The sequence below is a fragment of the Kitasatospora sp. NPDC094028 genome (assembly GCF_049543595.1).
GTDB lineage: Bacteria > Actinomycetota > Actinomycetes > Streptomycetales > Streptomycetaceae > Kitasatospora.
This window is the reverse complement of sequence record NZ_JBMVFA010000004.1, coordinates 30184-52198: the sequence shown is the minus strand read 5'-3', so window position 1 is coordinate 52198 and position 22015 is coordinate 30184. Positions and strand designations below refer to the sequence as shown.

Annotated in this window: 21 protein-coding genes and 1 pseudogene; 11 read left to right on the top strand and 11 right to left on the bottom strand. The window is 72.5% G+C overall.

The genetic code is table 11. The features are described 5' to 3' along the window. Window positions 1–222 precede the first annotated feature (222 nt). Complete coding sequence (locus ACPC54_RS08270) at window positions 223–1104, bottom strand: winged helix-turn-helix transcriptional regulator (RefSeq protein WP_498962553.1); 882 nt, start codon at window positions 1102–1104, stop codon at window positions 223–225. Window positions 1105–1175: 71 nt separating this feature from the next. On the opposite strand from ACPC54_RS08270, the gene ACPC54_RS08265 reads away from it, so the two are divergent. The 3 genes from ACPC54_RS08265 (at window position 1176) to ACPC54_RS08255 (ending at window position 4489) form a co-directional block, all read left to right on the top strand. Further along, a complete protein-coding gene (locus tag ACPC54_RS08265; protein WP_498962551.1) occupies window positions 1176–2489 on the top strand; it encodes an MFS transporter in 1314 nt (437 codons plus the stop codon). 134 nt (window positions 2490–2623) lie between these two features. Then, window positions 2624–3943, top strand: a complete 1320-nt coding sequence (locus ACPC54_RS08260; RefSeq protein WP_498962549.1) for an MFS transporter — start codon at window positions 2624–2626, stop codon at window positions 3941–3943. A gap of 33 nt (window positions 3944–3976) precedes the next feature. Then, window positions 3977–4489 (top strand): hypothetical protein, encoded by a 513-nt coding sequence (locus ACPC54_RS08255; RefSeq protein ID WP_498962547.1) that lies wholly within the window; start codon window positions 3977–3979, stop codon window positions 4487–4489. Window positions 4490–4499: 10 nt separating this feature from the next. Here the strand turns inward: ACPC54_RS08255 and cyaB are convergent, their stop codons facing one another. The 3 genes from cyaB to ACPC54_RS08240 are packed head-to-tail and all read right to left on the bottom strand — an operon-like array spanning window position 4500 to window position 6811. Beyond that, window positions 4500–5069, bottom strand: a complete 570-nt coding sequence (gene cyaB, locus ACPC54_RS08250; protein WP_498962545.1) for a class IV adenylate cyclase — start codon at window positions 5067–5069, stop codon at window positions 4500–4502. 1 nt (window position 5070) lies between these two features. Further along, on the bottom strand, window positions 5071–5655 hold the full coding sequence (locus ACPC54_RS08245; protein ID WP_498962543.1) for an HD domain-containing protein: 585 nt from the start codon (window positions 5653–5655) through the stop codon (window positions 5071–5073). A 13-nt stretch (window positions 5656–5668) separates the two neighbouring features. Continuing rightward, on the bottom strand, window positions 5669–6811 hold the full coding sequence (locus ACPC54_RS08240) for a helix-turn-helix domain-containing protein (RefSeq protein ID WP_498962541.1): 1143 nt from the start codon (window positions 6809–6811) through the stop codon (window positions 5669–5671). Window positions 6812–7100: 289 nt separating this feature from the next. On the opposite strand from ACPC54_RS08240, the gene ACPC54_RS08235 reads away from it, so the two are divergent. Both ACPC54_RS08235 and ACPC54_RS08230 read left to right on the top strand, forming a co-directional pair. Then, a complete protein-coding gene (locus ACPC54_RS08235) occupies window positions 7101–7274 on the top strand; it encodes a hypothetical protein (RefSeq protein ID WP_498962539.1) in 174 nt (57 codons plus the stop codon). Continuing rightward, window positions 7271–8461 carry a methyltransferase domain-containing protein gene (locus tag ACPC54_RS08230; RefSeq protein WP_498962537.1) on the top strand — a complete coding sequence of 397 codons (1191 nt, stop codon included), beginning with the start codon at window positions 7271–7273 and terminating at the stop codon, window positions 8459–8461. Before ACPC54_RS08235 ends, ACPC54_RS08230 begins: the two co-directional genes overlap by 4 nt. Before the next feature lie 91 nt (window positions 8462–8552). Here the strand turns inward: ACPC54_RS08230 and ACPC54_RS08225 are convergent. Continuing rightward, a pseudogene (locus ACPC54_RS08225) lies at window positions 8553–8702 on the bottom strand (nucleotide sugar dehydrogenase); the annotation flags it as partial. Between the two features lie 31 nt (window positions 8703–8733). Between ACPC54_RS08225 and ACPC54_RS08220 the strand changes: the two are divergent. After that, on the top strand, window positions 8734–9507 hold the full coding sequence (locus ACPC54_RS08220) for a glycosyltransferase family 2 protein (RefSeq protein ID WP_498963191.1): 774 nt from the start codon (window positions 8734–8736) through the stop codon (window positions 9505–9507). A gap of 66 nt (window positions 9508–9573) precedes the next feature. Here ACPC54_RS08220 and ACPC54_RS08215 read toward each other — a convergent pair whose 3' ends face one another. Together ACPC54_RS08215 and ACPC54_RS08210 are read right to left on the bottom strand one after the other, a co-directional pair. Further along, window positions 9574–10467, bottom strand: a complete 894-nt coding sequence (locus ACPC54_RS08215; RefSeq protein WP_498962535.1) for a TauD/TfdA family dioxygenase — start codon at window positions 10465–10467, stop codon at window positions 9574–9576. A gap of 243 nt (window positions 10468–10710) precedes the next feature. Beyond that, complete coding sequence (locus tag ACPC54_RS08210; protein WP_498962533.1) at window positions 10711–11253, bottom strand: ATP-binding protein; 543 nt, start codon at window positions 11251–11253, stop codon at window positions 10711–10713. A 205-nt stretch (window positions 11254–11458) separates the two neighbouring features. On the opposite strand from ACPC54_RS08210, the gene ACPC54_RS08205 reads away from it, so the two are divergent. Together ACPC54_RS08205 and ybiA are read left to right on the top strand one after the other, a co-directional pair. Then, a complete protein-coding gene (locus tag ACPC54_RS08205; RefSeq protein WP_498962531.1) occupies window positions 11459–12805 on the top strand; it encodes a helix-turn-helix domain-containing protein in 1347 nt (448 codons plus the stop codon). 76 nt (window positions 12806–12881) lie between these two features. Further along, complete coding sequence (gene ybiA / locus ACPC54_RS08200; RefSeq protein ID WP_498962529.1) at window positions 12882–13319, top strand: riboflavin biosynthesis intermediates N-glycosidase; 438 nt, start codon at window positions 12882–12884, stop codon at window positions 13317–13319. Between the two features lie 54 nt (window positions 13320–13373). Here ybiA and ACPC54_RS08195 read toward each other — a convergent pair whose 3' ends face one another. Continuing rightward, entirely contained in the window at window positions 13374–13976 is a 603-nt protein-coding gene (locus ACPC54_RS08195) for a superoxide dismutase (protein ID WP_498962527.1), read from the bottom strand. A 251-nt stretch (window positions 13977–14227) separates the two neighbouring features. On the opposite strand from ACPC54_RS08195, the gene ACPC54_RS08190 reads away from it, so the two are divergent. The 3 genes from ACPC54_RS08190 to ACPC54_RS08180 all read left to right on the top strand — a co-directional run bounded on the left by ACPC54_RS08190 (window position 14228) and on the right by ACPC54_RS08180 (window position 17567). After that, window positions 14228–16474, top strand: coding sequence for a M9 family metallopeptidase (locus ACPC54_RS08190; RefSeq protein WP_498962525.1), 2247 nt, complete (start codon window positions 14228–14230; stop codon window positions 16472–16474). Between the two features lie 164 nt (window positions 16475–16638). Then, entirely contained in the window at window positions 16639–16830 is a 192-nt protein-coding gene (locus tag ACPC54_RS08185; RefSeq protein WP_498962523.1) for a hypothetical protein, read from the top strand. Window positions 16831–17036: 206 nt separating this feature from the next. Further along, window positions 17037–17567: a histidine kinase gene (locus ACPC54_RS08180; protein WP_498962521.1), complete on the top strand. Its 531-nt coding sequence runs from the start codon at window positions 17037–17039 to the stop codon at window positions 17565–17567. Between the two features lie 6 nt (window positions 17568–17573). Here the strand turns inward: ACPC54_RS08180 and ACPC54_RS08175 are convergent, their stop codons facing one another. The 3 genes from ACPC54_RS08175 to ACPC54_RS08165 form a co-directional block, all read right to left on the bottom strand. After that, entirely contained in the window at window positions 17574–18320 is a 747-nt protein-coding gene (locus tag ACPC54_RS08175) for a hypothetical protein (protein ID WP_498962519.1), read from the bottom strand. Window positions 18321–18405: 85 nt separating this feature from the next. Then, window positions 18406–20844, bottom strand: a complete 2439-nt coding sequence (locus tag ACPC54_RS08170; protein WP_498962517.1) for an ABC transporter permease — start codon at window positions 20842–20844, stop codon at window positions 18406–18408. A 100-nt stretch (window positions 20845–20944) separates the two neighbouring features. Then, window positions 20945–21640, bottom strand: a complete 696-nt coding sequence (locus tag ACPC54_RS08165; RefSeq protein ID WP_498962515.1) for an ABC transporter ATP-binding protein — start codon at window positions 21638–21640, stop codon at window positions 20945–20947. Window positions 21641–22015: the final 375 nt, after the last annotated feature.

Sequence of the window (22015 nt, the reverse complement as noted above, 5' to 3'; positions counted from 1 at the left end):
TGCGTGCATCGCAAGGCGGAGGAGGGAGCCACTGCGGTGGGGGCACCTCCCGGCCGAAGGCTGGGGGCCATTGGCGACCGACGACAACGCGGCGAGGTGCGTGCCCTGGGGGTACCTCCCGGCCGGAGGCCGGGGGAGCGTCGCGGACCCGGCAAAGATCCGCAAGACACGCCCTCGGGCCGCAGGCGATCGAGCAGCGCCGGGGCGTCGCCGGGTGGCCGGTCAGGGCCGCAGGCCGTCGAGGAGCGCCAAGGCGTCCTCGACCGAGCCCGCCGGGTCGGTGACCGGGTAGAGGACGCCCCGGACGGTGCGCCCGGCGTCGAGGACGAGGGTGAGCCGCTTGAGGCGCTCGGCGCCCGCCGCCCGGAAGGTGGGCAGCCGTAGCGCCGCGGCCAGCTCCAGCTCGGCGTCCGACAGCAGCGGGAACGGGATCCGCGCGTGTTCGCCGAACGCCGCGAGCTGGTCCGGGCGTTGGGTGCTGACGCCGTAGACGGCCGCGTCCCGGGCGGTGAACTCCCCCATCCGGTCGCGGTAGGTGCAGGACTCCAGCGTGCAGCCGGGCGCGCCCGGGATCTCGCCCCAGCCGGGCGGGTGGCCCATGCTGCCCGGGGCGTAGGCGCCGGGGTAGCAGTAGAGCACCGTCCAGGCGTGGTCCGCGGCGACCGGGTCGGCCCGGCCGCCGGAGGCGGCGGCGAGGTCGAGTTCGGGCAGCCGGTGGCCGACCAGCGCCGTCACCCGGCGGGTCTCGGCGGAGTCGGCGGTGCTGGTGCCGGAGAGCGTGCCGTCGCCCAGCACGTACCGGCCGCCCCAGTCCTGCAGGGCGACCAGGACGGGCAGCAGCGCGCGCCCGCGCCCGGTCAGGTGGTACTCGTAGCGCGGCGGGTGCGGGTGGTAGAGGCGCTTCTCCAGCACCTCGTCGGCGACCAGGGCCTTCAGGCGTTCGGTGAGCACCTTGCGGCTGATGCCGAGCGCGTTCTGCAACTCGTCGAAGCGGTGCATGCCGCCGGCGACGTCCCTGATCAGGAGCAGGGTCCAGGTGTCCCCGACGACGGCCAGGGCCTGGGAGATCGCGCAGTCCGGGTCCGCCGCTTGATTGTGCCGCATGAGTATCGATTATAGTGAGTTCCCTAAAGGAACTCACTTGTTCGGGCGACACGGGGGTGGACGTGGCAGGCGTGGCGACGAGAGCGGCGGGGAGCACGGCGCAGGACACGGCGGGGAGCACGGCGCAGGACACGGCGGGGAGCACGGCGCAGGGCACGGCGGAGGCGGCACGGCCGGACGGCGCCGGGCTGTTCTGGCGCTACTGGACGGCCTCGACGATCAGCCGGCTCGGCAGCCAGGTGACGACCGTCGCCCTGCCGCTGATCGCCGTGGTCGCCCTGCACGCCTCGGCGTTCGAGGTCGGCCTGCTCACGGGCGCCTCCTTCGTCGCCTGGCTGCTGATCGGCCTGCCGGCCGGCGTCCTGGTCCAGCGGATGCCACTGCGCGGCCTCCAGGTCGCGATGGACCTGCTCCGCGCCGCCGCCGTCGCCTCGGTGCCGCTCGCGGCCGCCTTCGGCGTGCTGGGCATGCCGCAGCTCGTGGCGGTGGCCCTGGTGGTCGGCCTCGCCAACGTCGTCTTCGACGTCGGCAACTCCGCCTTCCTGCCCGCCGTCGTCCCCAAGGAACAGCTCACCTCCCGCAACAGCCTCGACTCCGCCAGCCACGCGGCGACGGACCTCGCCGGGCCGTCCCTGGGCGGCGTGCTCGTCCAACTCCTCGGCGGCGCCGCCTCGATGCTGCTGGACGCGGTCAGCTACCTGGTCTCGGCCGCCCTGCTGCGCAGCCTGCCGCGCGGCGAACGCACCCCCGGCCCGCGCGCCGGCGGCGCCGGCATGCGCGAACAGATCCGCGAGGGCTGGCGGTTCGTCGCCCGGCACCCGCTGATCCGGCCGTGCGTCGCCTCCGCCACCGCCGTCAACTTCGTCTGCGGCGCGCAGATGGCCCTCACCCCGGTGTTCCTGGTCCGCACCCTCGACGCGCCCGCCGCCGCGGTCGGCGCCCTGATGGCCACCAGCGGCCTCGGCAGCCTGCTCGGCGCCGCCCTCACCCCGCGCGTCGTCTCCCGGCTCGGCGGCGCCGGCGCCGTCCGATGGGGCGCCGCGACCGCCGCCGCCTTCGCCGTCCTGCTCCCGCTGGCCGGTTCCGGCTGGGCGACGCTCGTCTTCGCCCTCGGCAACGCCGGGTTCTCGGGCGGCGTCGTGATCTTCAGCATCGTCACCCGCACCCACCGCCAGACGCAGACCCCGCCCGAGCTGCTGCCCCGGGTGATGGCCACCGTCCGCTTCGTTTCCTGGGGTGCCATCCCGGTCGGCGCCCTCGCCGCCGGCGCCGCCGCCTCGGTCTGGGGGACGCGCACGGCGCTGCTGGTGTTCATGCTCGGCAGCGTGGCGAGCCCCGCGATCCTGCTCGCGAGCCCGATGCGGCGGACGCGCGAGCTGGCCTGACGGGCGGGCCGGCCCCACGGGGGTGGGTCGGCCCGCCCGGAGGGGCCGCGCGGGGCGGTGGGCCGTCACCCACCGCCCCGCGCACGGTCGTTCGGCCCGGCGCGGTGTGAAGCGCCCCTGTTAACCTGCTTGACATGATCAGGAACGAACGCAGTCAACGGGTGCGCCGCGGGCCGGAGTTCGAGGCGGGGTCCGATTCGGAGTCCGGGCCGGGGTCCGGGCCGCAGCGGGCGCTGATCGCCGCCAGTTTCGTCAGCCGCGTCGGCAACGGCCTCTTCAACACCGCCGCGATCCTCTACTTCACGCTCGTGGTGCACCTGCCCGCCACCCAGGTGGGCGCGGGTCTGACGATCGCCGGCCTGTGCGGACTGGCGGCCGGCATCCCGGCGGGGAACCTGGCGGACCGCTACGGGCCGCGCGGGATCTGGCTGACCGCCCTCATCCTGCAGGCCGTCACCATGGCGGCGTTCGTCCTCATCGACAGCTGGCTCGCGTTCACCGTCGTCGCCACCCTCGACCGGCTCGCCGCCACGGCCGCCGGCGCCTCGGGCGGTGCGATCGTCGCGCGGATCGGCGGCGAGCGTCCGGCCGCCGCGTTCCGGGCCAGGCTCCGGACCTTCGTCAACCTCGGCGTCGTGCTGGGCACCCTGGGCGCGGCCGTCGCCGTCCAGGTCGACACCCGCCCCGCCTACACCGCGCTGATCCTCGCCAACGCCGCCAGCTTCGCCGGCGCCGCGCTGATCGCGTTCCTCGGCGTGCCCGCCTACCGGCCGCTGCCCCGGCCCGCGGAGCACCGGCAGTGGGCCGTCCTCGCCGACCGGCCGTACGTCACCTTCGTCGCGCTCCACAGCGCCATGGGCCTGCAGTACCAGACGGTTTCGCTGCTGCTGCCGATCTGGCTCAGCGCCCACACCGACGCACCGCGCTGGACGGTGGCGGCGGTCTACGCGGTCAACAGCGCCGTGTGCGCGCTGCTGCAGAGCCGGCTCGGCTCCCGGGTGGAGAGCCCGCGCCAGGGCGGCCGCGCGTTCCGGCTCGCCGGGATGCTGTTCCTCGTCAGCTGCCCGCTGATGGCGCTGACCGCCGACGTTCCGGCCTGGGTCGCGCCGACACTCGCCGCCGCCGCCGTGTGCGTCCACAGCGTCGGGGAGGTGTGGGAGTCCTCCGGCGGCTACGCGCTCGGCTACGGCCTCGCGCCCGACCACGCCCAGGGGCAGTACCAGGGCCTCCTCGGCATCGGCTTCAACGCTGGCCAGGCGCTCGCCCCGGTGGTGCTGACCGGGGTGGTCCTCGGGCTCGGACACGCGGGATGGCTGCTCCTCGGCGCCTTCTTCGCCCTCCTGGGCGCGGCGGGGCCGCCGGTCGCCGCCTGGGCCGAGCGGGCCCGGCCGGGGAAGCCGCTGCCGTGTTCCGACCCCATCGCAGCCCTGGACCCCGTTTCTGACCCGTCATAGGGTTCCGGTACCGGCGACCAAGGAGCGGCGTACGTGAGCAAGCACCAGGAGAAGGTCGAGAGCCGACTCGCGGGAGAGCTCCTCCCCGGTGAGATCGTGCGCGAGGCCGTGCCCGCCTTCCGCATCGGCGGGGTGCGCAACGTGATGGTCGCCGGCGCGGCCGGGATCGGCGGGCTCGCGGGCGCGGCCGGCTTGGCGTTCGCCACCCGGCGGGGCCGCCCCGAGGCCGCCCCGACCGTTCCGATCCGCACCCCGAGCCGCTTCTTCCTCGCGTCGACCTCCCGGCGGATCGCGCTGTTCACCCTCGGCGGGATCGTGAAGGCCGCACCGGGCAAGTTCCTGCAGTCGTGGCCCCTGGACCGGATCGCCTGGATCAGCGAGCCCGAGCTCGTCCCCGGCGTGGCCCAGGCGCTCCGGGTCCGGATCGGCATAGCCGACGAGGGCGTCCTCGGCGTCGAGTTCCCCCGGCTCCTCGTGCAGGACGGCCGGTACCTGATCAAGCGGCTGCTGCGCGACATCGAGGAACTGGACCAGGACGGCATCTAACACCTCGGTGTCACACCGGCCGGGCCGCCGCGACCGCATCGGTGTAGAGCTCTGTCGTCAAGTCACCTTCACCGATGCTCAGTTCGTTCAGGACGGCACGGACCGAGGCAAGCGCCGGAACGAGATCGGCCGCCATGGCGGCCACCGTCTCCACCTCGATGAACGTCGCGTCGCCCAGCTCCGGGACACGGACGAGCGTGGCCAGCATGCGCCGCCCGTCGTGCTCGAAGGAGTAGTTGCGGCACCGCTTCTCGAACGCGATGCGCGGAGTGAAGCCCAGGCCTCGGACGATCTCGCGCAACGCATCGGCGTCCTCGACCCGGGTCTCGGCCTCCGGCTTCGACCCGGAGGCCTCGTCCACCCGAGCGCCCTTGTAGGTCAGCACGGTGCGGGTGCTGTCGGGGCCGTGCACGGTCCGGATCCGCAGCTCCCGGTCCGACTGCATCAGACTGCCGTCCGGCGCGTCGTAGTACGTGTCCCGGTACACCTCAGCCCGCCCGGCGCCGTACCGCTCCTCCAGCTGCGCCTGCACACCCTCCGGGTCGCGGACAACTGCCTTGAGCTCCGCTTCGATCGCCATGTCAGCTGCTCGGCCGCTCGCCGAGCGCAGTCCGGAGCCAGTCGAGGGAGTCGGTCGCCAGAACGGCGTCCGCGAGAGCGATGGCGGTCTTGGTGGTGAGCCGCCCACGACTGTTGTCGATCCACCGCTGCGCATTGGCGTAGCCCTGCGCCTTGTACTCCACACCCTGGATCAGGCACTCCAGCTTGTCGGCGTCCCGGGCGCAGACCGCCTCCGGCGATTCCTTCGCCTCGTACTCCGCGACCAACTCTCGGACGGCCGAGGCCAGCACCTCGGGCATGCCCGCTACCTGGTCGGCCGTCACCGCTACCGGATCGGCACTGGGCGCGTACTTCTTCCCGAGGTGGTTGACGTCCCCGGTGCGGGTCTCCTGCGAGTCGTGCCACACCGCGAGGAATGCGGCCTGGGCCGGGTCGGCGCCTTCGAGCTTGGCGATGACGGAGGCGATCAACGCGGTCCGCCAGGAGTGCTCGGCGACCGACTCGGGATCACGCACGCCCGCCATCCACCACCCGGTGCGCTTGGTCTGCTTGAGCGTGCCGGCCTCGAACAGGAACCTCGCCACCGACGTCAGGTCGTCTGCCACCGTCTTGCTCCTCTCACGCCTCGGCGAGGCGGATCGCGTAGCGGATGCTGTCGAGTTCACGCCGCCCTCGTGGGGAGAGCTCCTTACTATCCAACATCACTGGCAGCCGATCTCGCAGGGCCCGAGCTGCGGATCCGGACCGCAGCAGGCCCGGCCGGACCTGAAGCAGCGACCACGCGGTGTGGATGTTGAGCTCGACGAACCCGTACTCGGGTTCGAGTCCACCAGCGAGATGCGCGAGGAGCCTATCGCCCGACCAGGGGCTCGGGGTTCCTGCGGCGATGAAGTCATCGGAGACTTCGAGGTTCGGGAGCTCGCCGATCCAGTAGGCCCAGTAGTTGAGGTTTGCGACGGCCCCGTCCTCGTCCGACAAGCCCCTGTCAATGAAGTGACACATATGGTCCCGGTCACCGTGCCGGGCGGAGACCATGGCGACCGAGCGGGAATTGAGCCACGCGTTCAACCGGCTACTCGGCTTCTCCTTCCGCTGCTGATGGGCCAGCCAGTCCTGGGTTTCAGCGCGGTCATCGTAGCCGGCGAGATAGAGCGCTTGGCGACGCATCAGGAACTCCTCCGCACCGCGCGCCTCTTCAGCCGCCTGCCTCATACAGGCGAAGAATCGGGCGCGGTCGACTGGAGCGAGCTCCGGCCCGGCCGGCGCAGGACCCCGGCGAGAGCGCCGAGGAACCGGCAGGTCCCGGACAGCCTTTGGCGCCACGCCGCAGAGTGGCCACACCAGGACCTCCACGAGATCGCGCTGCATCACCATCGACCCGAGCGGGCTGCAGCGAGACGCGGCACTCTCGTCAAGGGCGCCGGCGAGGACGATGTCCGCCTCGAAGGCGCATTCCAGTATCCGGAGGAGTGCGGGGGCCGTGCCCATGCGCATCAGCCGGTGCCGATGTGCAAACATCTGACCGATCGGCAGAGCTGTAAGTGGGCGCCGTCCACTTTCCCAGCCTGCGATGGTGTCCGACGAGACAGCCAGCCGATCGGCAAACTCCTCCTGAGTGTATCCATGCTGTTCTCGTATCACCCGGAAGACGTACCCCGAGATGACGCCCAAGCGGGGGCGAGAAGAAGAAGCCTGACTAATCGTCAGGGTTTTCTGCGAGTTCGACCGCACTGTGAACCCCACCTCGGCAATTCGCGCCAACGTACGTGTACCCGTGGTCACTTCAAGGTCTGATCTCGTGCTCCTACCGTCGTAGACACGCCGCTACCGAGGCTACTCGGACCGGCCCTCCCGGCGAGCCGCAACGCTCACCGGTCTCGATCGGAGGAGAACATTCATGGCCACTCCGCAACCCGAACCCCCGCCCGCTCCGCCTCCCCCGCCGCCGCGCCCGGCCCCGCCGCCGAGGCCCTGGCCCGGGCCGGTGATCCCGATGAGCACGTCCAGCACCGCCAGTACGACGACCAACACGATCAGGTAGGAGAATCCCATGGCTTGGGGAACCGGCAAGCACGGCAGCTCCGGCGGCGGCAGCGGGCCGAACGACGGCGGGAAGGGCAAGCACGACAGCGGCAACAAGGACTTCGGCAAAGACGCGCCGAACCACGACCACCAGTCCGGCAAGTCGACCGGCAAGCACGGCAAGGGTGACGACCGCAAGTGACCGACAGCCAGCACGGCCCGGAGCAGGCCGGCACGTCCGGCCTGCTCCGGGCGGTCTCCCAGTTCCTCGGCCATGAGGTGGCCCCCGAGTGGCGCCGGGCCGCCGAGGCGACCCCGCGCCACCGCTTCCTTCCGGATCGGATCTGGCTGAGTGGCGACGACGACGTTCTTGCGCCCGCTGATCGCCCGCAGGACCCGGAGCGGTGGTTCGCCGCCGCTTACGGGGACGTCGCCGTGGTGACGCAGCTCAACGATGGTCGGGAGTCGGACGATCCGAGCAACGCCCTGCCGTCCTCCTCCGCGTCCGCCCCGTCGATCGTCTTCCGGATGCTCGAACTCCTGCGCGTCGAACCGGGGATGAGGGTCCTGGAGATCGGTGCCGGTACCGGGTTCAACGCCGCGCTGCTCTCCCACCGGTTGGGTGACGCCAACGTCACCACAATCGAGATCGACCCCGCCGTTGCCGACCTCGCACGGGCCAACCTCAAGGGCTGCGGTTACTCCCCCGCTATCGTCTGCGGCGACGGCAGCCGCGGGTGGGACGCCGATGCGCCGTACGACCGGGTGGTGGCGACGTGCTCGGTGAAGGAGGTCCCGTACGCCTGGGTCCGCCAGGCCAGGCCCGGCGGCGTCATCCTCACGCCCTGGTACGACGACTGGAGCTGCGGCGGGCTGCTGCGGCTGACGGTCGGGGACGACGGGACGGCTACTGGGCGCTACTCGCCGCACAGTTCGTTCATGCTCATGCGGACGCAGCGCGACGATCTCCTCCTCTTCCGGGACGTGGTCATGGACGACCACGTCCCGGCCGAGTCCACGACCGCGCTCAGCCCCTGGGCGGTCGCCGATTCCCCGTTCGAGACCCAGTTCGCACTCGGCCACCGCCTGGGCGACCTCTGGCACGCCTGGCACCACGACCCTGACGTCCATGGTGTGAAGACCCGCCTCTGGGTGGCCACGGTCGACGGCGGCTCCTGGGCCGCCGTCGACTGGGACGGCATCGAGAACGCCGAGCGGTACGCGGTCTGGCAGCACGGCCCACGCCGATTGTGGGACGAGGTCGAGGGCGCGTACCAGTGGTGGCTCGACAACGGCCGCCCCGGGCCGGAGCGCTTCGGGCTGACCGTAACGCCAGACGGGCAGACGGCCTGGCTGGACGACCCGACGAACGGGTGGCCCCTGCGGTAGCCGGCGGCATTCGGCCCCGGGCCGGGCTTCCGGCCCGGGACCTAATGCCCTTGATCACTTCGAGGGGTACGGCGTCGATCCCGGACATCAGCGCCACGTCCTCCACGTACGACTCGCCGGCGATGAGCCGCTTGATGCGGTGCAGTTCCACGTCGTAACCGACGACCCGATGGCCCGGTTCGGCGGCGCGTACGGCGAGCGTCAGACCCACGTACCCTTGACCGGCGACAACAACGTCCATGACGACTCCCATCCGGGTGAGGAGCAGCGCGGTGCCCCTGGTTTCTGTGGTGATGCCGGTACACAACTCGGCGGCCACGCTCGGCGCGTCGGTACGCTCCGTGCTCGCGCAGACCCACACCGACGTGGAGCTCCTGATCACCGACGACGCGTCCACTGACGGCTCCATGGACCTGCTGCGGGACCTGGCCCGCCAGGACGAGCGTGTTCGCCCGCAGGCGGCGCCCGAGCAGGGCGGTGCGGCCAGGGCCCGCAACCTCGCCCTGGCGCGGGCGCGGGGGGAGTACGTGGCGCTGCTGGACAGCGACGACATGTGGCTGCCGGAGAAGCTGGAGCGGCAGCTCGCTTTCGCCGCCGAGGGCGATGCTCCACTGACGTTCACCTCCTACTACAAGGTCGACGGCGACCATGTCGGCGAGGCCTCCGACTTCGTCCCGAACGGGCGGGTGATCGAGGCGCGGGAGCGCGTGACGTACCGCGACATGCTGGTGCAGGACCACATCGGGGCCCTGACCGCCATGTACAACCGGAAGGTGCTGGGCACGCGGCTGATGCCGGACATGCCGAAGCGGCAGGACTACGCGCTGTGGCTGTCGATCATGAGGAACGGGCACCCCGCCCGGGGGCTGCGGGAACCGCTGGCGGTCTACCGGTCCGGCCGGGCAGGGTCGTTGTCGTCGAACAAGCTGTCCCTGGTGGAGCACAACTGGGCGCTGTACCGCCAGCACGAGCGGCTGTCGCTCGTCCGGTCGACATTGGCGCTGGCCGGGGCGACGCTGCACTCGGTGCGCAAGGCGCGCATCTAGCACCCGGTCACGAGCCGGAGATCCTGGTGCGCGGCCGTTTCCCGGCGATGGCCGATCGCCGAGGCCCTACGCGGCCGGGGCGGCCGGCGCGCGCAGGAACAGCTGCAGGAGCAGCCGCCGGTCAGCGGTCGGGATACTCTCCTGCCCGCTGTGGAGCGCCTCCCGGCCGTGCAGGAAGCGGCGCTGGTTCACGATGAGGTAGTCCCCGGCCTGGAGCGTGAAGGAGACCTGCCCCCGGACGAGTTCCTCGGCGAGCTCCCGGGCGGCATCGGCATACGCCCGGCCGAGCCGGGAGCGCTCCAGCATCTTGGCGGTGAACCGGACGAACCCCGCGCCGGGATCGGAGCCGTCCAGGACCGGGAACGGCTTGCACTCCTCGCCGACGCCGTGCAGGTCGAAGAAGGTCCCGTAGTGGTAGGCCCTCTCGGTCAGCAGGGCGCGGATGTCCTTCGGCAGGCGTGCCACCGCTGCGTGGGCGTCGGAGAGGATGCTTGGGCCGCCGCCGAGCGGGTCGGGGCGCACGCACAGGAGCGTGGTGTAGTCCGGGGGCAGGGTCCCGTTCACCAGGTCCATGTGGAACGCGTTGTACCCGATGCCGCTGGACTTGCCGGGGTCCTTGTCGATCTTGACCCCGATGTCCTTCCACAGGGGCCACCTCGGGAAGGGCGAGAACGGGAGGGCCACCTCGGCGGCGAAGGCCGTCGCCAGCCGCAGGAACCGGTCGCCGGTCCCCAGGGCCTTGGCGAGGTTCCCCAGGCGCAGCACGGCGTACCCGCCGCTCTCTCCGGTCAGCGCGTGGCGCAGCGTCGCGGCGGTCTCCTCGAACCGCGGAACGGCCGTCAGCTCGGTTCGGTACCGCTCCCCGGTCGGTGTCGCCAGGAACGGGCCGTCCAGCTCCCACGCCGGGAGCGGAAGGTCGATCAGAGCGGCTTCGAGTTCGCACGGGATGTCGATGAACATGCGCAGTTTCCTGTCTCTCGGGGATTGTGGGTGTCGTTCAGGAGCGCCGTCGTCCGGGCCGTCGACGGCACTCCGGCAACGGATCGGCTCCGGTCCGGCCCGGGTGGCGCCCGTTGGGCCCCGGGCTGGGCTTCCTGCCCGGGGCCGATGCCTATCCCGCCGTGAACCCGGCCATCACCGCAGCAGTGAACAGCAGCCACCACGCCAGGCGGGCGCAGGTGACCCAGGCGCCGGGGCCGGGAATCATGCCACTCCGGCGAGGGAGTCGAGGCCGGGCGCCGTGCCCCACCCGTGGGTGGGGCACGGCGATTTGGCGGTCTCCTCGTAGTCGAACCAGACCACCTTGCCCTCGCCGGTCTGGTGCCATCCCCAGGCGTGGGCCAGCGCCTCGACGAGCAGGAGGCCACGGCCGCCGGTTGCTTCGTCGTCGCGCGCTTGCCGTGGGAGCTCCGGGCAGCGGTCGGAGACCTCCACCCGCACCCGGTCGGCGCTGCGCCGGACGGTCACGGTGCAGCGCTTCCTCGTGTGCAGCAGGGCGTTGGCGATCACCTCGCTCGCGCAGAGTTCGAGTTCCTGGAGCGCGTCGGCGGACAGCGGCACACCCCACTCCCGCACGATCGCCACCACGAGCCGTCGAGCCGCCGGCACGGCATCGGCCCCCGGCGGCACGCCCCACTCCAGCGGGACCGGGAAGCGCGCGGTACTGAACGGGCTGTCCACCAAGGGCGCTTCCGAGCCGGTCAGGCCACACGGCAGATGCTGACCGTGGTTGTGCACGGCGGTCACCTCGATCTCCGTTCCTGGGAGTGGCGCTCTTCGAAAGAGCGCAAATCGGCTGGATGAACCGCCCGGTGCACGAACCTGCCAGGCCCAAGCGGCTGACTCTCAGTCAACCGCCGGGCACGCAGCGAGATAAGGTTCCAGAGTGTGGACCAGATGTGGGCCAGTTGTCGGCCACTGTGGGCCAGTTCTCTGCTCGAGGGAGGGCGCCGTGCCAGCGCGACCCGCAACTGTCGCACAGCTGATCAGGGCTGCACGAGAAAGGAAGGGATGGTCGCAGGCGCGGCTCGGCAACGAGCTGGGCGAGATCGAGGGCAAGAGCGGCTCGGGACCGGACCGGGGCCAGGTCTCCCGTTGGGAGCGCGGCGGGCGGGTCCCGAAGTACTGGATGCCGTACCTGATCTCGGTTCTGGGCATTGATCCAGCAGAAACGGTTTGCAGCTCGCCGGCTAATCAGGACGAGACCGGAACTGGCGATACCGTGGATTCCGTCATCGAGCTGAGCCGGAGGGACGTGGTGAATCGCCGGGGATTCGTTGCCGCCTCAAGCGCCTACGCGCTCGCGGCGCTGGGGTTGCCGGACCCGGATGCCGTGCTGCGGCGGGTGCGGCTCAAGGCCAGTGGGAAGGTCCAGGTCGGACGGGGTGAGGTCGCGGCCGTCCGGCAGATGACGAAATCGCTCGGCGACGCGGCGGCGGAACTGGGCGGTGGGCATGCCCGGCACCTCGCAGTCCGCTACCTCCACCACGACGTCGCCCCCTGGCTGGACGGGACCTGGAGCCAGGCGATCGGCCGGGAGCTGTTCGCCGCCACCGCTCAACTCGTGCACCTCGCCGGGTGGATGGCACAGGACGAAGGCAACCAGGACGCCGCCCAGCAGTACTACGCGCACTCCTTCCGACTCGCCTCCGAGGCCGGCGACGCCGAGTTGGCCGCCACCGCCCTCCGGGGCCTCGCCGTGCAGGCGATCGACCTCGGCTTCCGGCCCACCGCCGTTCGGATAGCGGAAGAGTGCGTCGACCAGGCCAGATCCCTCGATGCCCCTCGCGCCCTGGCCTACTACCAGGCCACCCTCGCCAACGCCGCCGCTCTGGACGGCGACCGTCGCACCGCCACCGTCGCACTCTCGGCCTCCCAGACCGCGATCGAGCGCGCCACCGACGCGCCGGGCGGGTCCTGGGCCTCGCACTACAGCATCGGCCGATGGGCCCATGAGTCCGGCATGATCCTGGCCCGGCTCGGCGACTACGCCGGCTCGCAGGAGCATCTTCACCACGCGCTCGATGTCCACGGTCTCGACCGCCGCCGGACCCGTGCGATCGTCCTCGCCGACCTGGGCACCGTCCGGCTTCGCCAGGACGATGTCGACGGCGCACTCGCCTCGTGGAGCGATTTCCTCGACTGTGCGGACGGCATCCGCTCGATCAAGGTCCAGGAGGCCGTTGACGATCTGCGGGCGCGGCTCTACCGCCTTCGTGACGTGCCCGGAGTCGAGGAGCTGGACGAGCGGGCAGCGGGCCTGGTGCCGCCACCGGGCCAGGGTGACGCCGTGCAGTGACGGCAAATCGGGTTGCGGGCGCGGTGTCAGGGCTGAGAGCGTGCGGGTCTCGTGACTGTCGCCGTGGGGGGCTCGGATGACGATCTACTTCTATGGGGCCGACGACGTGCCCTACGGCTGTTTCTCGAACTTCTCGGCGCACGAGGTGGAGCTCGACGGTCTGCTCTGGCCGACCTCCGAGCACTATTTCCAGGCGCAGAAGTTCCTCGGCACCCGGCAGGCCGAGCTGATCCGCCGAGCATCTACACCGCTGCGTGCAGCGGAGTTGGGGAGGGATTCCTCGAAGCCGCTGCGGCGGGACTGGGAGCGGGTCAAGGACGACGTGATGCGGCGGGCGGTCATGGCCAAGTTCCAAACACACGAGGACATCCGTGCGATCCTCCTGTCCACCGGGGACGAGGAGATCGTCGAGGACACCACCACCGACCACTACTGGGGCCGTGGCCGCACCGGGACCGGCAGGAACATGCTGGGCCGGATCCTGATGCGCACGCGCAGCCGACTGCGCGGCTGAACGGCCCCGGGCCCGCCCGACCGGGCCCGGGGCCGTTCTCGTCTCAGCTCACGCTCAGACGGTCCTGGCGGCCGCGAAGCGGGCCGAGACGTCCTGCCAGTTCACCACGTCCCACAGACGCGTGACGTAGTCCGGGCGGACGTTGCGGTACTGCAGGTAGTAGGCGTGCTCCCAGGCGTCGAAGGCCAGCAGCGGCGTGGTGTTCTGGCCGACGTTGCCGTGGTGGTCGTAGACCTGCTCGACGATCAGCCGGCCGCCCAGCGGCTCCCAGGAGAGGATGCCCCAGCCGGAGCCCTGGACGCCGGTGGTGGCGTTCGTCAGCTGCTTCTTGAAGGCGTCGAAGCTGCCGAAGTGCTCGGTGATGGCGTCGGCCAGTTCGCCCTCGGGGCGGTCGCCGCCCTCGGGCGAGAGGTTCTGCCAGAACAGCGAGTGCAGCACGTGGCCGGACAGGTGGAAGGCGAAGGTCTTCTGCAGGCCGACGAGGCCGCCGAACTGCTCCTTGTCGCGGGCCTCGGCGAGCTGGTCGAGGGTGTCGTTGGCGCCCTTGACGTACGCGGCGTGGTGCTTGGAGTGGTGCAGCTCCAGGATCTCGGCCGACATGGCGCGCTCAAGGGCGGAGTAGTCGTACGGCAGGTCGGGAAGCGTGTAGGTGCCCATCAGGACACGGCCCCTTTCGGCGGGTTGAACGATGGTGATCGTGCCGACGCAACACTATTGCGTATGACTTGCAGTAGCTAACAGCAGGCTCCTGCTTATTCCCGGCGTACGACCAACGCCTGACGGCGAATCCGCTTCTAGGGCTTCCCTTGACCAAGTGAAGTGTGCCATTTTACATGTCACACATTTCACACGTCCGTCAGCCGTGTCCCCAACCACACGGCCACGACCGGCCCCGGAGGCCCCCACCCATGCGTCCCTTCCGGATAGCGAAGGCGCACGCGCGCAGACTCCCTGCGCTCGGCGCCGCCTTCTTCCTCGCGCTCAGCCTGTACGCACCCCAGGCCGCCCACGCGACGACCCCCACCGCCCCCGCGCCCCAGAAGAGCGAAGCCCCGCGCGCGATCCCCGTCCCCAAGTCCCCCGACACCCCGCGCGACGCCCGTCCGCTCGCGTCCGAGGAGAAGGCCAAGGCCCCGGCGGCGGGCAGCGCCGCCGGCCGGACGGCGAAGACGCGCCAACTCACCGCCACCGCCTGTGACATCAGCGCCTTCACCACCAACTCCGGTGTCGCGCTGGTCCAGCAGGTCAAGGCCGCGAGCCTGGACTGCGTCAACAGCCTCTTCACGCTCACCGGCGACAACGCCAAGGGCGCCTTCAACGAAGCCCAGATGGCCACCGTCGCCAACGCCCTGCGCGACACCGCCGCCGCCTACCCGGGCGACGACTCCACCGCCGCCGGGCAGTTGGTGCTGTTCCTGCGCGCCGGCTACTACGTGCAGTGGTACCACTCGGACGTGGTCGGCCCGTACGGCGCGACCCTGCAGAGCGCGATCCGCGGCGCGCTGGACGGCTTCTTCGCCGCCCCGCACAGCAAGGACGTCACCGAGGCCAACGGCGCCACCCTCGCCGAGGCCATCACGCTGATCGACAGCGCGCAGGAGAACGCCCGCTACACCGGCGTCGTGAAGCGCCTGTTGGGCGACTACACCTCCGCCTGGACGGGCTCGATGGCCACCGCCGTCGCCAACACCAAGACCGTGATCGAGCGCGGCTTCGACCAGCCGGCCTTCGTCTCCGCCGTGCAGGCCGACCCGGCCTTCGCCACCACGCTGGCCTCCTTCGTCACCCGCAACGCCGGGCAGATGAACGGCGGCGACCCGGTGACGAGCATCGGCATCGAGCTCGGCAACTGGGTGGCCGTCGACAGCCTGCGGGCCCAGGGCCGGCCGCTGGTGAAGGACCTGATCAACCGCTACCCGCTGGTCGGCGCCACCGGGCCGCTCACCATGAACCTGCTCTGGTTCACGGAGAAGAAGGACGCGGGCAACTGCTCCTACTACGGCACCTGTGACGTGCCGGCCAAGCTCGTCCCGCTGGTGCTCACCAGCAACCACACCTGCAACACCAACCTGCGGATCCGCTCGCAGAGCATGACCGAGCAGCAGTTCGCCGACACCTGCACCAGCCTGACCAACCAGGACGCGTTCTTCCACAAGCTGGTCAAGGACAACGGCCCGGTGGCGAACGACAACAACACCAGCCTCGAAGTGGTCGTCTTCGACGACTACTACAACTACAGCCTGTACGCCTGGGAGATGTACAACATCGCCGTCGACAACGGCGGCATGTACGAGGAGGGCAAGCCGAACGTCCCCGGCAACCAGGCCCGCTTCATCGCCCACCAGGCCGACTGGCTGCGCCCGAGCTTCCAGATCTGGAACCTCAACCACGAGTACACCCACTACCTCGACGGCCGCTACGACATGTACGGCGACTTCGACGCCGGCATGACCACCCCGACCGTCTGGTGGGTCGAGGGCCTCGCCGAGTACGTCTCGTACAGCTACCGGGGCGTGCACTACGACGCCGCCGTCAAGCAGGCCGGCCAGGGCACCTACGCGCTGAGCACGCTCTTCGACAGCACCTACGACAACGCCGACTCGACCCGGGTCTACAACTGGGGCTACCTGGCCGTCCGTTACATGCTGCAGTCGCACCCGCAGGACGTCGACGCGCTGCTCGCCAAGTACCGCGCCGGTGACTGGACGGGCGCCCGCACCCTGCTCAAGTCCACCATCGGCACCGGCTACGACGCCGACTTCGCCACCTGGCTCAAGGCCTGCGCCGCCGACAACTGCGGCTCCCTGCCCACCAGCCAGGCCCCGCTGTGCACCGCCGCCGACGTCCGCCAGTTCGACAAGAACTGCCGCCGCGACGGCCTCGCCGCCACCACCGGCAACTACCGCTACAACTACGTCCTGCTGCCGGCCGGAGTGAAGCAGCTGACCATCACCAGCAGCGGCGGCACCGGCAACGCCGACCTGTACTACAACGGCGGCTCCTGGGCGACGACCGGCTCGTACCAGGCCAAGTCGACCAACAGCGGCAACGGCGAGACCCTGACGATCGCCAACCCGCCCGCCGGGTACGTCTACTTCAGCCTCTACGCCCAGCAGGGCTTCGACGGGGCGAGCGTCACCGTCAGCTACAGCTAGCAGGTCCGAAGGGCCCCGCGCGGCGGCGCGGGGCCCTTCGGCGTCTCCCGGCCCGACCGGGGGACACACCGGGGGCACAACGGCGGCGCAGCGGGGACACACCGGGGGCGCAGCGGGGGCGGATTCCGTTCGACTCCCGGTGACGGGCGGGGCAGGATGCGAGCATGCGACCCGACTCCCGACCGGCGCCTCCCGACCCCGAACCGCCCGTGCCCGAGCGGCCGGACTTCCGCGCCGCCCTCGCGCAGGGGCCGGAGGCGGCCGCGACGGCCGAGGAGGCGGTGGCGCTGATCGTGGCGAGCCTGCCCGCGGACCTCGGCGAGGTGTTCAACCACCCGGCGGAAGACGGAGATTAGCCGAGCGCCGACACGGCGGGCCCGGGGCGGACGGCGTCCCGGGCGAGCCGGCCGCCGGCGGTGCCGGCGTTCCCGGCCACGACGTCGTGCCGCCCGTCCTCGGCCCAAGGGCGCGCCCACTCCTGTGGCCGGGGCGACCGCCGGGGGCCAGGATGGAAGCCACCCGCCGGGCCCCGACCCCGGACCCGGACCCCGATCGGAGCGCGATGAGCGAGCAGCACAACGTCGTCCTGCTGACCTTCCCGGACGCCGCCGCCTGGCGCCCCGCCTTCGACGAGGCGCAGCACCTGCCGGGCCTGCGGTATGCGGCGGCCATGGAGCGCAGCGCCGAGGGCCTGCTGGAGGTCAGGGACACCTTCACCAAGGGCGCGGGCGTGGCCACCGTCGGCTCCGGCGTGCTGGGTGGCCTGGTCGGGCTGCTCGGCGGGCCGATCGGCGTGCTGCTGGGATTCGCGGCGGGCGCGGCGCTGGGCAACGCCGCCGAGGAGCGGGCGGCGGAGGAGGGCGGCGCCGCGCTGATCGTGCTGTCGCCCCGGGTGCCGGACGGCGGCGCGCTGCTCGCCCTGGAGGCGCGGGAGTCCTCGCCCGGCCCGGCGGACGAGCTGGCCGCCCGGCACGGGGCGTCGGTGGAGCGGATCGCGACGGAGGCCTTCACCGAGCAGGTCCGGGCGGCCGAGCGGAAGGCCGAGGAGAAGACCGGGAAGAAGGCCGGGGACGAAACCGCGGAGGACTCGTGAGCCGGGTCAGGTCCGCCGGTACAGCACGGGCATCGCGCCGACCCGGTTGGCCAGCAGGTTCGCCTGCACGTAGCTGCGGAAGCTCGGCTTGCTCACCTGCCGCAGCAGCAGCCGCATCGGCGTGGTGTCCCAGCGGGCGTGGTTGACGAAGACGTAGTCCGAGTCCGCGCCGTCGAGCGGTTCGAGCAGGGTGGACTCGCGCAGGCCGGTCTCCCGCACGTACCAGCCGGCCAGGTGCTCCCACAGTTCCAGGGCGATGTCCCGGTCCTCGGCGACGAAGTGGTTGAACAGGAACAGCCCGGGCCGGGACTTGTCCACGTCCATCAGCGCGCGGCTGCAGCGGGCGCGCAGCACATGGGTGTCACTGGCGGCGGCGGTGAGGGCGGAGGCCAGGGCCTGGTACGGCTCGCCCCCGGTGACCGGGCCGAGGTCCTCGGGGGTGTCGGTCTCGACCAGGACGGCGACGTCGAAGCGGGCCCGGTGGAAGCGCTCCTGCCGGGCGTAGCCGCCGGGCGGCGGGGCGAGCAGCGCGCGGTAGACGGTGGCCCGCCGCACGGCCGGCTCCGACTGGAGGGCGACGGCCAGCGGCTTGAGCCGGTCGAGCAGGGCGCTGCGCACGGCGTCGGTGCGGACGAACGGCGGCCCGCTGGGCGGCGCCACGGCGGCGGCGAGGTGCAGGTAGCCGTACGGGGGCGGCTCGGCCAGCCGCGCCCGGGGGTACTTGGGGTTGGGGTGGAGGAGTTCGAACTTCATGATCGCTCCACGGCGGAGAGGCGGGTGGGCGGCCCCCTCCAGTCCGCCTACCCGCCTGCGTCGCCGCCATGCACAGCGGCCCCGGTCACTCCGCCCGCAGCGCGTCCACCGTCCGCGCCCGGGCCGCCCGGACGGCCGGGAGCAGCGCGCCGAGCAGGGCGATCAGCACGCCGCCGAGGGCGAGCAGGGCCAGCAGCGGGGTGCCGAGGACGTCGAGGGCGGAGGCCGGGAAGTTCAGCCCGGCGCTGTGGCCCATCGCGGGCACCGTCCGGCCGTGCAGCAGCAGCCCGAGCGGCAGGCCGATCGCGCCGCCGACCGCCCCGACCAGGAGCACCGAGGCGAGCACCACGCCCACGGTCTGTGCGGGGGTCATGCCGAGGGCCTTGGTGACGCCCATGTCCCGGGTGCGCTCGCGGATCTCCAGGACGACGGTGTTGAACACGCCGAGCCCGGCGACCACGACGAGCAGCAGGGTGAGGGTGGCGGTGAGCGAGTTCAGGGCGGCGATGGAGTCGCTGGAGCTGTGCGCGGCGTCGGCCTCGGCGACCATGTGCACCGGGGCGAGCGCGCCGCTGACAGCGGTGGCGTACCCGGCGTGGTCGGTGCCGGGCTTGAGCTTGACGAACCAGAGGTCCGGCGTGGGAGCCGTCCCGGCGGGGAAGGTGGCGGCGTCGGTGAAGAGCTCGTTGGTCTGCGTGTGCGGGTCGAAGACCTCGCCGACGATCCGGACGGTGACCGGGCGGCCGTGGTCGGTGAAGGTCACCTGGTCGCCGAGCCCGACCCGGGCCTCGGTGAGGAAGGTGGCCGGCGCGACGGCCTCGCCCGGGCCCTGGTACCAACGGCCGGAGACCATCCGGTAGCCGGCCCAGCCGCTGTCGCCGGTGAAGGCGGTGACGCTGGTGGCCCCGGCGACTCCGGGGACGGCGACGTCGACGGCGCCGAGGCCGTAGTAGGCGGCGGTGCCGGGCTGGGCGGTCAGGGCGCGGGTGACGACGGCCGGGTCGGCGCCGGGCGGTGGGCCCGCGGGGGCGGCCGGGGGCGCGGGCGGGGCTCCCTGCGCCCCACCCGCCCCGGGTGCCCCAGCCCCTCCCGGTGCCCCGGGCGCCCCCGGCCACTGCGGGTGCACGAGCACGTCCGAGCTGTCGTGGTTCTTCGCTCCCTGCACCCAGCCCATCGTCCCGCCCATGCCGACCGCGAAGGTCGCCGCGGCCGTGCCGAACACCACCGCCGCGAGCATCCCGGCGGCGCGGGCCGGGCGGGCGAACGGCTGGGCGAGGCCGAGGGTGAGCGGCCGGGGCAGCGGCAGCCGGGCGGCCAGCGCGGCGATCCGGGCGGCGGCGACGTCCCGCCGGGTGCCGGCTGCCGTCCGTCCCACGGCCAGCGCCTCGACGGTGCGCAGCCGTCCGGCGCGAATCGCCGCTGCCCAGGCGACCAGCGCGACGGTGGCCAGGGTGCCGCCCGCGACCGCGAGGTCGACCCAGGGGGAGATGCCGGAGGTGTTGGTGCCGTAGGCATCACCGGTGGTGGCGAGGACGGGGATGGTGAGCAGGTCGCCGGCGACCACGCCGAGCAGAGTGCCGATGGTGGCCGGGATCAGCGCCTGGGCGAGGTAGGCGCGCACCACCTGGGCGGGGGTGCAGCCGAGTGCCTTGAGCACGCCAATCCGCCGCGTCGCGGTGCCGACCGCGCCGGCCACCACGTTGCCCGCGACCAGTACCGACATCGCCAGGCCGAGCACGCCGAAGGCGACCATGAACGGCAGGAACAGCGCGGTGTTGCGGTCCGAGCCCTCCTTGGCGGCGAGCCAGGACTGGGCGCCGGTGAGCGCCCCGGCGGGAGCGGCGGCCGCGACGGCGGCCCGGTCGGCGTCCATCGCGGCGGTGCTGCCCGCGTCGGCGAAGCGGTACAGCATCTCGTAGCCGGGGGTGCTGCCCGGCGCGGTGAGCGCGGCGAGGCCGTCCGGCGTCACCCAGGCGTCGGCGGTGCGGCTGACGGACCGGGCGAGGCCGACGATCTTGAGCGTGGGTGTGCCGGGCAGGCCCGGCAGGCGCAGGGTGTCGCCCGGCCGGACCATCGCCCCGTACCCGGCGGCGATCACCACCTCGCCCGGGTGCTTCGGCCAGCTGCCCTCCGTCACCTCGACGTTGTCGAGCCCGGCGGCGGTGTCGGCGCGGCCGACGACGGCCATCGGCGGCAGCGTCGCCCCGGCCGGGGTGGACTCGCCTGGGGTCGGCTCCGGGTCGACGGTGAGGGTGCGGAACGGGCCGGCGGTGGCCGTCACCCCGGCGGCGTGCGCGGTGGCGGCGAGCTGGTCGGCGCTCGTCCGGGCGCCGTCGAAGCGCGCGGTGAGGTGGGCGCCGTGCTGGCCGTCGAAGGCCTGGTCGAACGGCGCGTGGGAGGCGACGAGCAGCGAACCGCCCAGCACCGAGCAGGTGGTGGCGACCAGGGCGGCCAGGCCGACCGCGACCGACTGCGTCCGGCGGCGGCGCACGCCCGCCCGGACGACTCGTCCGAGAGCGCTCATGCGCCCACCTCGCTTCGCTCGGCGAGGGCATTCGCCCACGCGCACCTCGTGATGATTCGCTCTCCCCCAGCCTCCGGCCGGGGGTACCCCCATCGCTCACTCATACGGCCACCCCCGCCGCCGTGTCGGACTCGACCCGGCCGTCCCGCATCCGCACGGTGCGGGTGGCGCACTCCTCGGCGAGGGTCAGGTCGTGGGTGACGATCAGGACGGTCTGGCCGTCCTGGTGCAGTTCGCGGAACAGCTCCTTGACGTCCGCGCCGGAGGCCGAGTCCAGCGCCCCGGTCGGCTCGTCGGCCAGCAGCAGGGTCGGCCGGTTCATCAACGCCCGGGCCACCGCGACGCGTTGGCGCTCGCCGCCGGAGAGCCGGCCCGGGTGGGCGCGGGCGTGCCGGTCGATGCCGAGCGACTCCAGCAGTTCGGCGGCCCGCCGCCGGGCCTCGCCGCGCGGGACGCCGGCCAGTTCGCCGGCCAGCACCACGTTGTCGGCGACGGTCAGGTCGTCCAGCAGGTTGAAGAACTGGAACACCATGCCGATCGTGCCGCGCCGATAGCGGGCCGAACCGGCCTCGGTCAGCCCGTCGACCCGCACGCCGGCGACCGTCACCGTGCCCGAGCTCGGCCGGTCCAGCCCGGCGACCAGGTTGAGCAGGGTGGACTTCCCGCTGCCGGACGGGCCGAGCACGGCCACCGACTCCCCCGCCCGCACGGTCAGGTCCACCCCGTCCAGGGCCGCCCGCGCGCCCCCGTAGCGGCGGCTGACGCCGCACAGTTCGATCACCGGTTCGCCGCTCATGTCCTCGGCTCCTTCCCCTCGTTCGAGTTCGACGGGGACGAAGCTACGGACGGGCGGCGCGGGCCCGCGTCCGCCGCCCGCGGCAAGTTCCGTACCGCGTCCGGCGTACGGCGCGCGGCGTCATCCTTCCGAGGTAGTCGCCCGGCGTACAGGCGGCCGCCGCCCGCCGGGCTGTCCCGGACGCGCGGCGCCCGCCAGAATGTCCCGGTGATCAACCATCCGACGGTGCAACGGCTGCGCGCCGGGGGGGGCGGGGGGGGGGCGCCCCCCCCCCCCCCCCCCCCCCCCCGGCGGCCCGGCCCCCCCGGGCCCCCCCCCCGCGCCCGCCGCCCCCCCCCCCCGCCCCCCCCCGCGAAAACCCCCCGCCCCCCCCCC

What these genes read in the sequence shown, in the direction of transcription:
- ACPC54_RS08270 (WP_498962553.1), bottom strand. Translation starts at nt 1,104, where the DNA reads ATGCGGCACAATCAAGCGGCGGACCCGGACTGCGCGATCTCCCAGGCC.
- ACPC54_RS08260 (WP_498962549.1), top strand. Translation starts at nt 2,624, where the DNA reads ATGATCAGGAACGAACGCAGTCAACGGGTGCGCCGCGGGCCGGAGTTC.
- cyaB (WP_498962545.1), bottom strand. Translation starts at nt 5,069, where the DNA reads ATGGCGATCGAAGCGGAGCTCAAGGCAGTTGTCCGCGACCCGGAGGGT.
- ACPC54_RS08235 (WP_498962539.1), top strand. Translation starts at nt 7,101, where the DNA reads ATGGCTTGGGGAACCGGCAAGCACGGCAGCTCCGGCGGCGGCAGCGGG.
- ACPC54_RS08215 (WP_498962535.1), bottom strand. Translation starts at nt 10,467, where the DNA reads ATGTTCATCGACATCCCGTGCGAACTCGAAGCCGCTCTGATCGACCTT.
- ybiA (WP_498962529.1), top strand. Translation starts at nt 12,882, where the DNA reads ATGACGATCTACTTCTATGGGGCCGACGACGTGCCCTACGGCTGTTTC.
- ACPC54_RS08195 (WP_498962527.1), bottom strand. Translation starts at nt 13,976, where the DNA reads ATGGGCACCTACACGCTTCCCGACCTGCCGTACGACTACTCCGCCCTT.
- ACPC54_RS08190 (WP_498962525.1), top strand. Translation starts at nt 14,228, where the DNA reads ATGCGTCCCTTCCGGATAGCGAAGGCGCACGCGCGCAGACTCCCTGCG.
- ACPC54_RS08185 (WP_498962523.1), top strand. Translation starts at nt 16,639, where the DNA reads ATGCGACCCGACTCCCGACCGGCGCCTCCCGACCCCGAACCGCCCGTG.
- ACPC54_RS08180 (WP_498962521.1), top strand. Translation starts at nt 17,037, where the DNA reads ATGAGCGAGCAGCACAACGTCGTCCTGCTGACCTTCCCGGACGCCGCC.
- ACPC54_RS08175 (WP_498962519.1), bottom strand. Translation starts at nt 18,320, where the DNA reads ATGAAGTTCGAACTCCTCCACCCCAACCCCAAGTACCCCCGGGCGCGG.
- ACPC54_RS08170 (WP_498962517.1), bottom strand. Translation starts at nt 20,844, where the DNA reads ATGAGCGCTCTCGGACGAGTCGTCCGGGCGGGCGTGCGCCGCCGCCGG.
- ACPC54_RS08165 (WP_498962515.1), bottom strand. Translation starts at nt 21,640, where the DNA reads ATGAGCGGCGAACCGGTGATCGAACTGTGCGGCGTCAGCCGCCGCTAC.